This window comes from Pseudomonas sp. LS_2 (genome assembly GCF_042709235.1).
Classification (GTDB): Bacteria; Pseudomonadota; Gammaproteobacteria; order Pseudomonadales; family Pseudomonadaceae; genus Aquipseudomonas.
In genome coordinates this window covers 1-15,639 of sequence record NZ_JAVAYC010000049.1, presented here as the reverse complement: position 1 = coordinate 15,639, position 15,639 = coordinate 1, and the positions used below count along the sequence as shown (strand labels likewise).

Here is a 15,639-nt window from a genome sequence, read left to right as displayed (position 1 = left end):
TTCGAAAACCTCGAACTCGGTGGCAGCGCCACCGTGCAGATCAGCGACACCCCAAGCGAAGTGGTCGCCACCCTCACCGCAGACAAAACCACGGTCACTGAAGGGGGCCAGGTCACCTACACCGTGACTCTGTCCAATGCTCAGGGGCTTCCAGTCAGCGCCCATGGTGGCCTGACCTTCACCTTGAGCGACGGCACCAAGGTCACCATCCCAGCGGGAAGCGCCACCGGTACAGCCATCGTCACGGCGAAGGACGACGCCTACGTCGGCGGCCAGCCTTCCTTGGTCAACAAGCTCGAGTCGGTCACCGGCGGCGACAACTTCGAGAAGCTGACCCTCGGCAGCAATACGCTCACCACAACGATTACCGACGAGACGGGGTCAGGTACACCGGGCGCTGGCAACCAAGGCGACAAGGTATCGGTGACCATCGTCAGCAATGGTGATGTCACTGAAGCTCAGCAGCCTTCGTTCACGGTGAAGGTGAACCAGGCGCTGGACCGCCCATTGACCGTCACCTTGAGCAACGGAGACCAAGTCACCCTCGCTGCCGGCCAGACCCAGGTCGAGTACAAAGCCCCAGCCCAAGGCGATGACGTATTCAAGGACTCGGGCTCGCTCACCGTCGGTATCACCAACGCCACGGTTACCGGCAAGACCTTCGAAAACCTGGAACTCGGCGGTAGCGCCACGGTGCAGATCAGCGACACGCCCAGCGAGGTCGTTGCCACGCTCTCCGCTGACAAAACGACGGTCACCGAAGGCGGCCAGGTCACCTACACCGTGACCCTGTCCAATGCTCAGGGGCTTCCGGTTAGCGGTCACGTCGGCCTGACCTTTACCTTGAGCGACGGCACCAAGGTCACCGTTCCAGCCGGCAGCGCCAGCGGCACGGCCACCATCACCACCAAGGACGATGCCTACGTCGGCGGGCAGCCGTCGCTGGTCAACAAGCTCGAAAGCGTCACCGGTGCAGACAACTTCGAGAAATTGACCCTCGGCAGCAATACCGTCACCACCACCGTCCCCGACGAGACCGGCTCGGGTACGCCTGGCGCGGGCAACCAGGGCGACAAGGTGTCGGTCACCATCGTCAGCAATGGCGATGTCACCGAAGCCCAACAGCCTTCGTTCACGGTGAAGGTGAACCAAGCACTGGACCGTCCGCTGACCGTCACCCTCAGCAATGGCGACCAAGTCACCATCGCCGCAGGCCAGACCCAGGTCGAATACAAGGCCCCCGCCCAGGGTGATGACGTGTTCAAGGACTCGGGCTCGCTCACCGTCGGCATCAGCAACGCCACGGTTACCGGCAAGACCTTCGAGAACCTGGAGCTCGGCGGCAGCGCCACGGTGCAGATCAGCGACACCCCGAGCGAAGTGCTCGCCACCCTTACGGCGGACAAGACCACCGTCACCGAAGGCGGCCAGGTCACCTACACCGTCACCCTCAGCAACACCCAGGGCCTGGCAGTCACCGGCCACGGCGGCCTCACCTTCACCCTGAGCGATGGCACCAAGGTCATTGTTCCCGCAGGCAGCGCCAGCGGCACGGCCCTTGTCACCGCCAAGGACGACGTCTACCTCGGCGGCCAGCCGAACATCGTCAACAAGCTTGAATCGGTCAGCGGTGGCGACAACTTCGAAAAAATCACCCTGGGCAGCAACACCCTGACCACCACCGTCACCGACGAGACGAGCGGCCAGGGCGACCTCACCACCGTGGGCATCAGCGGCGATGCGTCGGTCACCGAGGGCGGTACGGCCTCCTACACCCTGACCCTGACCAACCCGGCGAAAAGCGAAGTCACCATCACCCTCACCTACAGCGGCACAGCCGCCAACGGCCAAGACTTCAGCGGCGTTACCACCGTGAAGATCCCGGCCAACAGCTCCGGCACCACCTTCACTATCAAGACCCTCGACGACCTGCTGGCCGAAGGCTCGGAAAACTTCGTGGTGAAGATCAGCGGCGCCAGCGGCGGCAACTTCGAGAACCTGCAAGTCGATGCCAGCAGGTCCAGCGTCACCACCACCATCATCGATAACGACAGCGCACCCGTCTCGACGGGCGGTGCGGTCACTGGGGTCGAAGACACCGACTATGTGCTCAAGTGGGGCGACTTCAACGTCACCGATGCCGACGGCAACACCGGGCTCTCGGTCACCATCAGCAAACTCCCCGACCTGGGCAGCCTGAAGTTCAACAATGGCAGCGCCTGGGTCGACGTGACGCTGAACCAGAACATCAGCCAGGCCGACATCGCCGCCGGCAAGCTCAAGTTCGTGCCTTTGGCGAACCAGTCTGGCGTCGACGGCTACAACGGCACCGGCGTGGGTAACAAGCAGGCCGACTACGCCCAGATCAAGTTCAAGCCCAACGACGGCACCAACCTGGGCACCGAGGCCACGCTCAAGGTCGATATCACCCCGGTGGCCGACCGTCCGGACCTGGCCATCGCCAGCAACAACGTCAACTCCCTGGGCTTGACCAAGGAAACCTGGAACAGCCTCACCGGCCTTGGCACCAACGGCAACGGCATCACCGGCGACGCGCTGAAGAATGTGTTCGCCAATTCGGGCACTGCCAACAAGTCCGAGACCACCACCAATGTGCAGTCCGACGCCAGCGTAGCGGGTGGCAGCGGGTCGAAGACCTCCGGCCTGATCTATCTGGAAGCCGGCAAGACCTACACCTTCAGCGGCACCGCCGACGACAGCCTGCTGGTGACTATCGGCGGCAAGAACGTGGTTACAGCTACCTGGGGCGCCGGTGGCAACGTCGCGGGCAGCTATACCCCGACCAGCAGCGGCTACTACACCCTCGAGGTGTACCACGCCAACCAGTCGGGCCCAGGCAGCTACGACGTCAACGTCAAGGTGGGCAGCGGCGCGGTCACCGACCTGAACAACGCCAACATTCCGATGTACCAGAACGTCACCGAGATGGCCAACGCCGGCCTGACCGTCTCCGACCTGCACGGCAGCAACGGTCAGGGCTACTACGACGGCTACAAGCTCAACGAAGGTCGCGAGAACGGCGTGCCGGTCAAACTGGTGGGCATCAGCACCAACCTGACCGATACCGACGGCTCGGAAAGCCTCAGCGTCAAGCTCAGCGGCATCCCGGCCGGGTCTGTGGTCAGCGACAGCGCCGGGCGCAGCGTGACCGTAGGAGCCACTGCGGTGGACGTCACCGGCTGGAACCTGGGTAGCCTGAGCATCAAGCCGCCGGCTTACTACTACGGCCAGTTCGATGTGAAGGTCACCTCAACCTCCACCGAGAACGTCGGTGGCAGCACCGCCAGCAACGAGGGCACCATCAAGGTCACGGTGTTCCCGGAGACCTACAGCACCAGCAACCTTACCGCCGAAGGCGACTCCATCACCGGCACCGATGGCAACGACCTGGTGGTGGCCGATGTCGCCGGCCTGCACGTGGTGCCGGGCAAGGACTACAACATCGCCTTTGTCGTCGACACGTCGGGCAGCATGGGCGCCAGCGGCGTGGATGCGGCGAAGAAGTCGCTGGAATCGGTATTCAAGACCCTGGCCGCCAGCGTCAAGGGCGCGCAGTCCGGCACGGTGAACGTGCTGTTGGTGGACTTCGCCAGCCAGGTCAAGAGCAGCGTTTCGGTCGCACTCAACGATGCAGGCCTGCAAACCCTGCTCAACGCCCTGAAAACCATGACCTCCGAAGGCGGCACCAACTACGAGGATGCCTTCAAGACCGCCGCCAACTGGTTCCAGCAACTGAAGAGCGTCGGCAATACGGGTGAAGGCCAGACCTTCTTTATCACTGACGGCAAGCCGACCTTCTACCAGAGCAGCGAGCAGACCAACCCGACCCTGGGTTACAGCAGCGTCAACCTGGACACCTTCCTCACCGCACAGAACTACAAGCTCGGCAATGTCGTCACCAACGCCAGCATCGACAGCAACCACCGGGCGTCCATCGACAGCAGCGGTAACCTCAGCGTGCAGTACAAGCTGGGCATCAGCTGGTACACCATCAGCAATGCGGTGGTACGCGCCCAAGGCGATGGCACCTTCGAGCTGTCGACCCGCGCGGGTACCGGCAACACCACCGACAATGCCACCTGGAACAACTCGCTGGACAGCTTCAAGCTGCTGTCCGGGCTGTCCAACGTCGAGGCCATCGGCCTGAACAGCGATGTGAAGAGCGACGACCTCAAGCCGTTCGACTCAGATGGCAAGCCGCAGACCAACATCGACCCGAGCAAGCTGGCCGAGGCCATCCTGGGCCATACCGAGGCGATCCAGCCGGGTAACGACACGGTCAATGGCGGGGACGGCAACGACATCCTCTTCGGCGACCTGGTCACGTTCGACTCGATCCCAGGCACGGGCGTAGAGGCGATCCAGGCCTACGTCGCCAACAAGCTGGGGGTAGATGTCGGTGACGTGGACGCCCGGGCTATGCACAAGTACATCTCCGAGAACTACACCGAGTTCGATGTTTCGCGCAGCAACGACGGTGCCGATACGCTGATTGGGGGCAATGGCAACGACATCGTCTTCGGCCAGGGCGGCAACGACTACATCGACGGCGGCAAGGGCAACGACATTCTGCTGGGAGGCACCGGCAACGACACCCTGCTGGGCGGCGAAGGCAATGACATCCTGTTCGGTGGCGCTGGCAACGACACGCTCATCGGCGGCAAGGGCAATGACATCCTCACCGGTGGCAGCGGTGCCGACAGCTTCGTGTGGAAAGCCGGTGACCTGGGCAACGATGTGGTCAAGGACTTCAAGCTCGCCGAAGGCGACCGCCTCGACCTGCGCGACCTGCTGCAAGGAGAGAAAGGCAGCACCATCGACAACTACCTGAAGATCACCACGGTCAATGGCGAGTCGACCCTGCAGGTGAGTACCGAAGGCAAGCTCAACGCCGCCGGAGGCCTGGCCAACGCCGACGTGACCATCAAGCTGGAGGGGGTGAACTGGTCGAACACCACGATCAACTCGTTGATCAGCGGTGCCGACCCGACCATCAAGATCGACAACTCCAACAGCTGATGCCCTCTGCGTGCAGGCGGCATCGCCTGCACGCAGTGAGCGAACATTGCCTATGCTGCTGACTACACCGACTATCCAGAAGGAAACACCGTGAGGGACGATGCCATGTTCTACGTGCAACGCGACGCCAACGGCCAGCTGCTGCGGGTAGAGGCAGCGCCCTATGATGAGTTCGAGGAGATCCTGCCGCCCGACCACGCCGACGTGCTCGAGTGGTTCGCCGACGATGTCGTGGAAAACAGCCTCAAGCAGCTCAAGCAGAGCGACCTGGATATGATCCGCGTGCTCGAGGACTTGATCGACGTGCTGACGGCCAAGGGCGTGTTCAGCATCACCGACCTGCCTGCGGGCGCCCAGGCCAAGCTGCTCAACCGCTCGACTGCGCGCAAGGCATTGGGCAGCCTGAACAACCTGATCGAGGAAGATGAGGGCGGCGGGTTGATCTGATCGAGCGGCCTGACGGGCAGGGCCGTGCCCACAAGGGCAATGGAGCACCTGTAGAAACGGGCTTGCCCACGAACACCGGTGCAGCCGGTGCCATCCACCGTTTAGGTCATCGCCAAGGCGCCGGCTCGCCCACCAATTGCCCTTGAACCCCCTGCACACCCATGGCGCGAAGCACCTGCAATTCCCCTTCGGTTTCCACCCGCTCGGCAATCAGCGGCAGGTCGATGCTGTGCGCCGCTCGCTGGATAGCCTCGATGAACAGCCGCTTGTGCTGCTCCTGGTCGATGCTGCGGATATAGCCACCATCGATCTTCAGGTAGGCCAGTCCCAGGTGCGCCAGGTTGCCGATCATGCTGAAACGCCCGCCGAAGCGCTGCAAGGCCAGGCTGAAGCCCAACCCGCGCAGGCGCCGGGTGAGCTGCTCGAGCATCGCCTGCTCGGGCAACTGCTCCTCGCCGATCTCGAAGGTCAGACGCGGCCCCAGGGCGCGATTCTGGCCCAATAACGCATAAATGCGCTGCATCGCGTTCCAGTCTGCCAAGGTCGCGGCACACAAGTTCAGCGCCAGCGTCTCGCTGTGGTTGTGCAGGTGCCGCAATACCTTCTCCAGCATCAGCAGGTCCAGCCGTGGCATCCAGCCAAAGCGCTCCAGCCACGGCAGGAAACGCCCAGCGGCCAACGGTTCGTCCTGGCCGTCGCATAACCGGGAAATGACCTTGTAGTGCAGCACCTGCTCCGGCGCCTGGCTGTTCACTACCGGCTGGAAGAACAACGCGAACTGACCTTTGTCCAGGGCCTGGTCGAGGCGTGCATGCCAGTCATGCTGGCTGTCGGCGGCCACTGCCGCCGCGCCCTGCTCCAGGCACACCCAGCCAGGTTGCGGCTGGCTCTCGGCACGGGCCAGCGCCTCGTCGGCCAGTTTCAGCAGTGCTTGCGGCGCATCGCCCGGGCTGTAGGGGGCAACACCGATGCAGGCCACTGGGTCGACATCGCTGGCACCCGTCTCGTGCAGGCTTTGCAGCGCCGCCTGCAGGGCCTGGGCCAGGTGCACGGCCTCGTCATGCACCATGCCCGGCGCCAGCACGGCGAATTCCCCGCCGCGGCTGCGGGTGATGAGGTTATTGGTTTCCGGGAAGCTGGCGCAGGCGCGCCGCAATTGCTCACCCACCGCTTGCAGCAGTTGGTCGGCACGCTCGCCGCCCAGGCGCGCGTTGAGCCCGGCCAAGTCCTGCACGCGCAGCAACAGCAGGTAACCGGTGCGCGACTCTTCCAGATTGCTGACCCGGGCATTGAGCTGCATTTCGAAGTAACGCCGGTTGGCCAGGCCCGTGAGGCTGTCCTGGTAGGACTCGGCCCGCAACCGCTCGCTGCGCTCGGCCTGTTCGGAAAACAGCGCCTTGAGTTTTTCGACCATCTGGTTCATTGCCTGCACCACCCGACGCAGCTCAGGCGTGCGCGGCAATTCCGGCAGGCTGAGGAACTCGCGTCGGGCGATGGCGTGGGATTGTTCGACCATATAGTCCAGCGGACGCAACTGCCGACGCAGCAGCAAAGCCCCCAGTACAGCGCTGACGACACCACACAGCAGCAACCAGCCCAGGCTGCCCAGCGCGCCCTGCCAGAGCTTGGCCAGGGCGAACATCGGGTGGCTGACCACCTCGACCCGCGCGGCCTGCTGCCAGCCACGGCTGACGATCGCATCGCCGCCGGCCGGCTCCAGGCCGATCAGGCTAACGAACCAGCCGGGCACCCCGCTGCTGTCAGGTTCGGCGTGGCGCTCTACCAACACCGCGCTGGAGTCCAGGTCGATGACCTTGATACTCGAGTAATAGCCACTGTCGAAGATCGAACTGACCATCAGCTCGACCATGGCCGGGTCGTCGATGTTCGGTGTCAACGACAGCGCCAGCGCCGTCGCCGCATCCTGGGCGTGGGAGCGCAGTTGGTTGACGTACTGACTGCGCGAGCTTTCCAGGCTGACCATGAAGCTGCCGCCGAAGGCAATGGTCAGCAGCAGGCAGATGGCAAGCAACAACTGTTTGAACAGAGACATCCTGTGCTCCTCAGTAAACCGGTTCGGCCGGGAACCCTTCGGCCTGCATTTTCTTCAGCAGGTCTTGCCAGCGCGACAGTCGTTTGGTGTCGCCCACCTTTTTGTTGCCCGCAGCCCCCGTGAGCCAAAGGCCTTCGCCATTGAAGGCGTAAACCGGCAGCAGGTCGGTGCGCTCGCTGGCTGGGCGGATCGCGTCCATCAGGCTGTCGAGCACCAATGGCTGGGCCTGTGGGCTTGAATAATAGGTCAGCACCATGTGCGCGCGGTTCTGGCGCAGTGCCTTGACGTAGGTGATACGCAGCTTTTCGGCAGGGATGCCCATGCGGCGCAGGCTGAAATACTTGGCGATGGCGTAGTCCTCGCAGTCTCCCGCCCCCTTGATCAGGGATTGGATCGGCGTGGCCCAGTAGTCGACCTCGCGCCACAGGTCGATGTCCTCGACGTAGCGCAGTTGCTGGTTGAAGAACTGGTTGACCACCTGCAAGCGCTCCCGTTCGCTGCCTTGGGCCTGGGCAGCCATCAGCGCCTGCCAGGCATCGATGCGCTGCTGGCCTTGGCCCAGGGGGCCATAGAGTGCCTGGGCACGGCGGCTGATCTGGGAGAAATCCCAGTCCGCGTGCAGGCCGCCCGGCAACAGGCAGCCGAGCAGCAAGGCCAGGCCGAGACGGCGCACGGCCACGTTGAGCATCCTAGGTATCGCCACTGCGAACACCCGTCCAGACCGATCGAAGAAAGCAGCGATGGTGCGGCTTGCCAGGGGAAAAGACAACGGCATGGTGCCGACTGTCGATTCACCCATCCTCGTGCATCGTGCCGGGAACATGCGGCTTCCCTTGCACGATGACTTCATTCACGATAGCCGCATTTCGTCGTCTGCCGCCCGTTCTGCGGTACTTCGAATTGACAAGCGCCCGCCCTCGTCATTAGGGTTATTGGATCCAATTTTCAGCTATTCATCGAGGCAGACTCCGCGTGGCCGAGAAAGAAACTCTCCTCAGCAAGGTACTGGGTAACGAGCAGGTGCCAGCGCACCTGGCCCGTAGTGTTATCGAAGAGCGCCTGCGCAGTGCCATCCTTGACGGGCGCCTGCCACCGGGCACGGCGCTGCGCCAGGAGACCCTTGCCGGGCTGTTCGGCGTGAGCCGCATGCCGGTACGCGAGGCCTTGCGCCAGCTGGAGGCGCAATCGTTGCTGAAGGTGGTCATGCACAAGGGTGCCGTGGTGGCCCCGCTGATCGGCGAAGACGCGGTCGATACCTATGCTTTGCGGGTCATTCTCGAGTCCGAAGCACTGCGTCAGTCCATCCCCTATCTGGATGCCGACGACATTGCCTTGGCCCGCAGCTACATCCACCAGCTGGAAAACGAAACCCGCCACGCCGAAATTGGCCGCCTCAACCGCCTCTTCCACCTGTCGCTTTACAGCAAGGCGCACAACCAGAAGCTGCTGCGCATGATCGAGGTAGAACTCAACGAGGAGGAGCGCTTCCTGCGGTTCCACTTGTCCTCCATGGGCCTGGGGAAACTTACCCAGGACGACCACATCGCCCTGGTGGATGCAGCCAGCGACAAGCTGGTGGAAGAAGCGGTCAAGGTCCTGGAGGCCCACCTTAACAACGCAGCCCGCACTATCCGCAACTACCTGGACCAGCAACAGGCCAAGTGAGGCAGATGTGCCTACTGGTCGAACGCCTAGAGCGTTTGCTTCCAGCTGTAACAGGCCGCAGCCCGCGATAGCGAAGCTGGCGAAAGCTTACAGACCGCCCATATCGACTTTTCCCCCGCCCTTCTACTCCTTTTCTACTACCCTGCCGCCCCACCCCATGGCAGTGGCTGCCATTTGAGCCCACTCTAGTCCCGCGCAACGATCGCTGATCGCCCCGAGGCGGGCCTGGTCGTGCGCCGATTACTCACCAGCAGAAGGAGTCTGGCAACGGGGCAAGGACCGCAAGGCGATCAGCCGCCCACCGCAAAGTGAATCATCTTCTTAACCCCCTATATCAGTGCTCCGAGTGAGGCATTCACTCAATTGTTTTTTCTGACAGACAACTATCGGAAGGAGCACTCTCATGCCAAATAAAACTTCTTAAAAGTTTTATCGAAACCACGTCTGCGCAAAAAACATCAACTTTCAATTAATTAAAAAAATAATTGCAGCGCACTTTGGATCTGTTTTAGCTTTTAGACGCCAGGCCGCACCCTACGCCATATACGGCGCGTAGCGCGCCCTGGGTTTTCCCGCCCCTGCACGGTATCGATATTTGTTCGAGGTCGCTGTTCGCCTGGAATAAAGACCGCACACCAACTTGCATGAGCAACCCCAAACTCAGCGATTAACGGAGCGACTCATGAGCACATTGAAGAGCACACTTACCGCGAAGAAGTCAGAACTTTCCCGGCACCCGTTGTTTTCCGAAATCGACTCGTTGGCAACCTTGCGCCAGTTCATGGAAACCCATGTGTTCGCGGTGTGGGACTTCATGTCCCTTACCAAACGCCTGCAACAGGAACTGACCTGCGTGACATTGCCCTGGCTGCCGCCAGCTGACCCGGCCGCGGCGCGCCTGATCAACGAAATCGTGCTCGGCGAAGAATCCGACGACCGCCTCGATCACGGACACTACAGCCATTACGAGCTGTACCTGGACGCCATGCGCGAAGTCGGCGCCAGTACTCGGGCAATCGAGTGTTTCGTCAGTCTGCAACAGCAAGGCGTCGACTATCACACCGCCTTGGAACGGGCCGGCGCCAGCGAGGCGGCGAAGCGCTTCGTCCACGACACCCTGAAGGTGGCCCTGGCCGCACCCGCCCACCGGGTTGCCGCTGCCTTCCTGCATGGGCGCGAGAGCGTCATCCCGACCATGTTCCAGCAGATCCTCGATGAGTGGGGCATCGGCATCGAACAGGCCCCCACTTTCCGTTACTACCTGCAACGGCATATCGAGGTCGACTCCGAAGACCATGGTCCTGCGGCCGAACAGCTGCTCGAGCGCCTGGTGGGCCACGATCCCCAGCGCCTGGAGGAAACCTACGAAGCCGCCATCGCCGCAGTGGACAGCCGCATGGCCTTCTGGGACCGGCTACGCGAAACCCTGCGCGCCCCTGTCGTCGAGGCCACGCCATGAACGCCCACGAATACCGCTCGTTCGCCGAGTCCTGGGAGGAGCGCGCAACCATCCGCACCCGCCCACGGCGCCTGGTAGAGGACGACCAGCGGCTGATCTACCCACTCAGCCGCCAACCCCTGGTACTCGGCGCCACGTTCCAGCGCGAGTGCCCGCAACTGCGCGACTTCGTGCTGGTGCAGAGCCTCTACAAGTTCATCAATGACGTGGTGATCTTCGAGACCGAGATCGTCGACCGCACCGCCCGGCGCATCGCCAAGGACCGCTTTGCCGTGCGTTTCCCCTTCGCCTGCCGCTACGACGCCATGACCGTGGTGGTCGACGAGGACTACCACGCACTGGTGGCCATGGACTTTCTGCAGCAGACCGTCGCGTTGACAGGTATCGAGCCCATCGCGTTGCCAGGGGAGATCGAGCTCAGTCGGGCTATTCCTGCCGCGTTGGCGCAAGTCCCCGAACCCCTTCGCGATGCGCTGGAGCTTGTGTGCGTGGGTATCGCCGAGAACACCCTGACCGACGACGTCGCGGCATTCGCCCGCGACGACACGGTCAAGCCCTCGGTCAAGGGCCTGATGGCCGACCACCTGTTGGACGAGGGTCGTCACTCGAGCTTCTGGGCCAGGCTCACACGCATCTATTGGCAGGCCGCGCCGGATGACGAGCGGGAGGCGATCGCCAAGGTGCTGCCGATATTTCTCGCCCAGTACCTGACTAACGACATCCAGCAGGCGTTCGACTTCAGCCTGATCGCCGCGCTGCCGGTGAGCGAGCCGGTACGCCAGGCGCTGCGTACCGAGGTGCAAGGCTTGGCTTACCCGATCAACCACCAGCACCCGCTGCTAGGCAACATCCTGCGCTTCCTGCGCAGCAGCTCGATGCTCGAGACGCCCTGCGTGCAGGCCGCGTTGAGCGACTACTTGCCCTGAGGAGGCCCCATGAGACGTCTCGACATACTCCTGGTCGGTACCAGCCCGGCGCTACGTCAGCTTACCGGGATGCTTGACCAGCACGGCCACGGCGCACGCCTGGCCGACAACCCGCAGGCCCTGCGCCAGGCCCTCGCCAGCCCGCAGCACCTGGTGCTGGAGGACGGCAGCCTGGCGCTCGCCAGCACCGACTGGCTACCGTTGGGCGATACACCACTGATGCGCTTGCGCCTGGGGGCTAGCCACGCCGACACCCTTCCCCGCCTGGAAATACTGTTCTGGTGCGGCAGTGCCAGTGCACAAAGGTTGATCGAGCGGGTGGCCGTGGACACGCCGGCATCCGGCAACGGCCAGCAGCTACGCCAAGCCACGCTGCGAGTGCTGGAGGAACAGCTGGCTCGGCAGGTCGCCCTCATCGCTCGCAACCCACGACATGTGCAGGAGGCCCCGTCGGTCAGCCCCGGCCTGCATGAGCGCGAGCATGGCTTGGATTGGCTGGAGTCGCTGGCCTACCGACACCCGTTCAACCGCACCTTGCGCGCCGACCTGCTGGAACAGGCCGAGGCCCGTGTTATCGAACAGCTCGAAGCCAGCCTGCGCCGTTTCGCGGCTCAGCCAGCGCTGAACCAGGATGGTCGGCGGCACAGCTACCATGCGCTGCATGCGCGGGCAGTGGGTATCCAGCGCGCCTTGCAACGGCTGCTGCCCCATGTCAGCGAAACGCCGACGGTGGTCGCGGTGTGCATGGCCAAATCGCCCGGGCTGTACGCCAGCCTGCTGGCCGTGCTCGGCTTTGGGGCCGTGTACCTGCCTGTGGACCCAGCCACGCCTGCGGAACGGCGTCAGCGCATTCTCGAAGACGCCGGTGTCAGCCTGCTGCTGCATGACGGGCTCGCCGAGCCTGGGCTGGATGCACTGGATGTCCGCACGCTGAGCATGCCAGATGACCCTGAGCTACCCAGCCTGAATGTACGCAGTACAGGTCCAGAGGCGCCCTGCGCGGCAATCTACACCTCAGGCACCACCGGGGCGCCCAAGGGCGTACTGCTGAGCCAACGCAACCTCAGCCACTTCATGGCCTGGTACCGCGAACACGTGGCGTTGGACAGCCACAGCCGAGTGCTGCAGTTCTCTACCATCGGCTTCGATGCCTCGCTGCTGGATATCCTGCCGACCTTTGCTTGTGGTGCCGAACTGGTCATCCCCAACGAGGACCAACGCCGCGACCCCCAGCGCCTGGTGCAGCTTATCCACAGCCAGGAAGTCAGCCACGCCTTCCTGCCCCCTGCCCTGCTGAGCATCCTGCCGCGTAGCGAGCACCTGGGCCTGCGTCACTTGGTGACCGGCGGCGATGTGTGCGAACCCGAGGTGATCGCCAGGCTGTCCGGACAGTGCCGGATGCACAATATCTATGGCCCGACGGAAACCACGGTGCTGGCTACGACCCGGGTGTTCGGCGCAGACGACAGCAACCGCAACCTCGGAGTGCCTATCGCCAATACCCAGGTGCTGATTCTCGACGAGCACCTGCAACCCGTCACCCAGGACACCCCTGGCGAGTTGTACATCTGCGGACCCGGTGTTGGCCTGGGCTATCTGAACAACCCGACGTTAACCGAGGAGCGCTTCGTCACCCTGAGCCTGGTTGACGGTCGCGCTGTGCGCGCCTATCGCAGCGGCGACATCGCCAGGTGGACGGCCGAGGGCATCGAGCTGTGCGGGCGGCGAGACAACCAGGTGAAGATCCGTGGGTTCCGGGTAGAGCCGGAGGAGATCGAGCAGTGCCTGCGCGACAGTCGGCTCTATGCCCAGGTTGCCGTGGTGGTGGATACCCAGCGCCGGGTGCTGGCCTTCGCTGCCCAGCCTTTACAGGAAGGCGCACAGCAGGCGCTGCGCGTACATGCCGAGCAGCACCTGCCGGACTACATGCGCCCGGCGTTCTACCAGGTGCTTCGGGAAATGCCCTACACCGCCAATGGCAAGGTCGACCGCCAGGCGCTGCTGGCACGCCCTGTGGCACTACCGACGACCCTGCGCCTGGCGCCCAGCACGCCGACCGAACAGCGGCTGCGTGGCGTTTGGGGCAGGTTGCTGGAGCTGGCCGAGGCGGATATCTCTATCGACGACAGCTTCTTCAACCTCGGTGGGCACTCCATCTTGCTGTCGAGGCTGTTGTTGGAGGTACGCGAGCAGTTCGGGCAGGGCGTGGCCATCAACCGTTTCATCGAACAACCCACCCTGCAGCGGCTTGGCGCACTGCTGGATGGCAGCGTGGAGGCCATGCAGACGCCGCTCGCCCAGCTGGAGCTGGACGCCAACCGCGAACTTGGCCTGCAGCAGGTGCTCCCGCTGGAGGCGCTGGGCGATGTGCACAAGGTAATCGTTACCGGTGCCAACAGCTTCCTGGGGGTGCACTTGGTGGAGGCGCTCCTGGACTGGGGAGCCACCGAGGTCGCCTGCCTGGTGCGCAGTGCCGGTGGCCAGAGTGCCGAACAGCGATTCGCCCAGGCCTTGGTCGAGAACCGCCTGGAGCTGGACATGAGCCGCGTCAGGGTGCTGGCGGCGGACCTGCGCTTGCCACGGCTGGGGTTGAGCCAGCGGGACTACGATTACCTGGATAGCGAATACGGCGCATTGCTGCACAACGCCGCCCAGGTCAACCACGTGCTCGATTACCAGGCATTGGCAGGCGACAACATCGAGCCGCTGTTCGAGTGCCTGCGCCTGTGCGAGGGGCACCGCAAAAAAGTCTTCAACTTCATCTCGACGCTCTCGGCGTGCAGTGCGGTGGGTGAGGATGGGCGCGTGCTGGAGCAGGACCCGGCAGCGACACCGCCGATCTACATTCGCAACGGCTACAACCTGAGCAAGTGGGTCGGCGAGCGCATCCTGCAGCGGGCACGCGAGCAAGGTGTGTGGGTCAACCTGTTCCGCCCCGGCAACATCACCTTCGACAGCCGCACGGGCGTCTGCCAACCCCAGCGCAACCGCCTGATGCTGATGCTCAAGGGCTCATTGCAATTGGGTCAGGTTCCGCGCCTGGAGCTGGACTTCGACCTGATGCCGGTGGACTTCCTCGCCCGCTTCGTGGCCTTCCACAGCAGCCGCCACCTGCCGGGGCAATGCGTGTTCAACCTGCACAACCCCGAGCCCTTGCGCTGGCAGGACTACCTGGCGTCGTTCCGCGAGCAGGGCCATGCGTTCGACTGGGTCGAGGTGGAGCAGTGGCAGCGCGAGCTGGGTCGCGTCGACCGCAACAACGCGTTGTTCGAGGTGCTGGGTTTCTACCTGGACGGGTTCGAGGAAGACATCGGCGACATCTCCACCATCGAGCACGGCAATGCACGCAACGGTGTGCAGCGCATGGGCGCGCATTACCCCGCCAAGAGCCCGGAGCTGCTGCGCCGCGGCTGCCGCTACCTGAGCGACATCGGTTTCATCTGACCTTTTCAAACACCAACGGAGCAACATCACATGCAAGCACTCAAACCTGACACCTTGGTCCGCAACCCTGAAGGCTGCCTGGTGGAATCCAGCGTCGAGATCGCCGCGCCAGCGGCCAGCGTCTGGAACATCGTCGGTAATTTCGCGGGCTTTCCGGTGTTCATTCCCGCACTGGCTCATATCGACATGACTGGCAGCGGCGTGCGCTCGATACGCAAGAAACTGTTCAAGGATGGCAACGTGGTGATCGAGCAGCTCAACTCGCGTAATGAGCAGGGCATGTATATGACCTGGAGCCTGATCTACACCAGCCTGAACATCGGCAACCTGTGGGCGGCGATGCAGGTCGAGGCGTTGGGCGACAATCGTAGCCGAGCGACCTGGACCATCCAGGCTGAGCCTTGGGAAGGCGGCGCGGAGGCGTTGCCTGGGTTCCAGGCGTTTCTCCAGGGGTTTGCCGATGAGGCGATGGGGAATGTGCGCAACCTGCTGAGCTGAGCGCTCTAGCTGCGGTTTGCCAGTACGGCGCCGACCTTGGGTCGGCGCCGTATTTTTGGGGCCGATGAAATGCAAGACCCGGAAAAGACAAAACCCCTATCTGCCTG

9 protein-coding genes are annotated in these 15,639 nt (G+C 63.3%); 7 read left to right on the top strand and 2 right to left on the bottom strand.

What is annotated here, in order from left to right:
• The coding region (locus RAC97_RS24070; RefSeq protein WP_375102132.1) for a beta strand repeat-containing protein at positions 1–5,040 on the top strand (5,040 nt) is incomplete at its 5' end.
• A gap of 105 nt (positions 5,041–5,145) precedes the next feature.
• Complete coding sequence (locus RAC97_RS24065) at positions 5,146–5,487, top strand: tryptophan synthase subunit beta (RefSeq protein WP_375102134.1); 342 nt, start codon at positions 5,146–5,148, stop codon at positions 5,485–5,487.
• Positions 5,488–5,593: 106 nt separating this feature from the next.
• On the opposite strand, the gene lapD is transcribed toward RAC97_RS24065, so the two are convergent.
• Entirely contained in the window at positions 5,594–7,540 is a 1,947-nt protein-coding gene (lapD, locus tag RAC97_RS24060) for a cyclic di-GMP receptor LapD (RefSeq protein ID WP_375102131.1), read from the bottom strand.
• Positions 7,541–7,550: 10 nt separating this feature from the next.
• Entirely contained in the window at positions 7,551–8,315 is a 765-nt protein-coding gene (gene lapG / locus RAC97_RS24055) for a cysteine protease LapG (RefSeq protein ID WP_375102133.1), read from the bottom strand.
• Positions 8,316–8,512: 197 nt separating this feature from the next.
• Between lapG and RAC97_RS24050 the strand changes: the two genes are divergently transcribed.
• From RAC97_RS24050 to RAC97_RS24030, 5 genes are all read left to right on the top strand, one after another.
• The gene (locus tag RAC97_RS24050; RefSeq protein WP_375102130.1) at positions 8,513–9,205 is read left to right on the top strand and encodes a GntR family transcriptional regulator; all 693 of its coding nucleotides are present in this window, start codon (positions 8,513–8,515) and stop codon (positions 9,203–9,205) included.
• Between the two features lie 682 nt (positions 9,206–9,887).
• Positions 9,888–10,664 (top strand): DUF3050 domain-containing protein, encoded by a 777-nt coding sequence (locus RAC97_RS24045; protein WP_375102129.1) that lies wholly within the window; start codon positions 9,888–9,890, stop codon positions 10,662–10,664.
• A complete protein-coding gene (locus RAC97_RS24040; RefSeq protein WP_375102128.1) occupies positions 10,661–11,590 on the top strand; it encodes a diiron oxygenase in 930 nt (309 codons plus the stop codon). The genes RAC97_RS24045 and RAC97_RS24040 overlap by 4 nt, the downstream gene beginning before the upstream one ends.
• Before the next feature lie 9 nt (positions 11,591–11,599).
• Positions 11,600–15,034 carry an amino acid adenylation domain-containing protein gene (locus tag RAC97_RS24035; protein WP_375102127.1) on the top strand — a complete coding sequence of 1,145 codons (3,435 nt, stop codon included), beginning with the start codon at positions 11,600–11,602 and terminating at the stop codon, positions 15,032–15,034.
• 30 nt (positions 15,035–15,064) lie between these two features.
• Positions 15,065–15,532 carry an SRPBCC family protein gene (locus RAC97_RS24030; protein WP_375102126.1) on the top strand — a complete coding sequence of 156 codons (468 nt, stop codon included), beginning with the start codon at positions 15,065–15,067 and terminating at the stop codon, positions 15,530–15,532.
• The last annotated feature ends 107 nt before the right edge of the window (positions 15,533–15,639 follow it).

What these genes read in the sequence shown, in the direction of transcription:
- RAC97_RS24065 (WP_375102134.1), top strand. Translation starts at nt 5,146, where the DNA reads ATGTTCTACGTGCAACGCGACGCCAACGGCCAGCTGCTGCGGGTAGAG.
- RAC97_RS24035 (WP_375102127.1), top strand. Translation starts at nt 11,600, where the DNA reads ATGAGACGTCTCGACATACTCCTGGTCGGTACCAGCCCGGCGCTACGT.
- RAC97_RS24045 (WP_375102129.1), top strand. Translation starts at nt 9,888, where the DNA reads ATGAGCACATTGAAGAGCACACTTACCGCGAAGAAGTCAGAACTTTCC.
- lapD (WP_375102131.1), bottom strand. Translation starts at nt 7,540, where the DNA reads ATGTCTCTGTTCAAACAGTTGTTGCTTGCCATCTGCCTGCTGCTGACC.
- lapG (WP_375102133.1), bottom strand. Translation starts at nt 8,315, where the DNA reads ATGCCGTTGTCTTTTCCCCTGGCAAGCCGCACCATCGCTGCTTTCTTC.
- RAC97_RS24040 (WP_375102128.1), top strand. Translation starts at nt 10,661, where the DNA reads ATGAACGCCCACGAATACCGCTCGTTCGCCGAGTCCTGGGAGGAGCGC.
- RAC97_RS24030 (WP_375102126.1), top strand. Translation starts at nt 15,065, where the DNA reads ATGCAAGCACTCAAACCTGACACCTTGGTCCGCAACCCTGAAGGCTGC.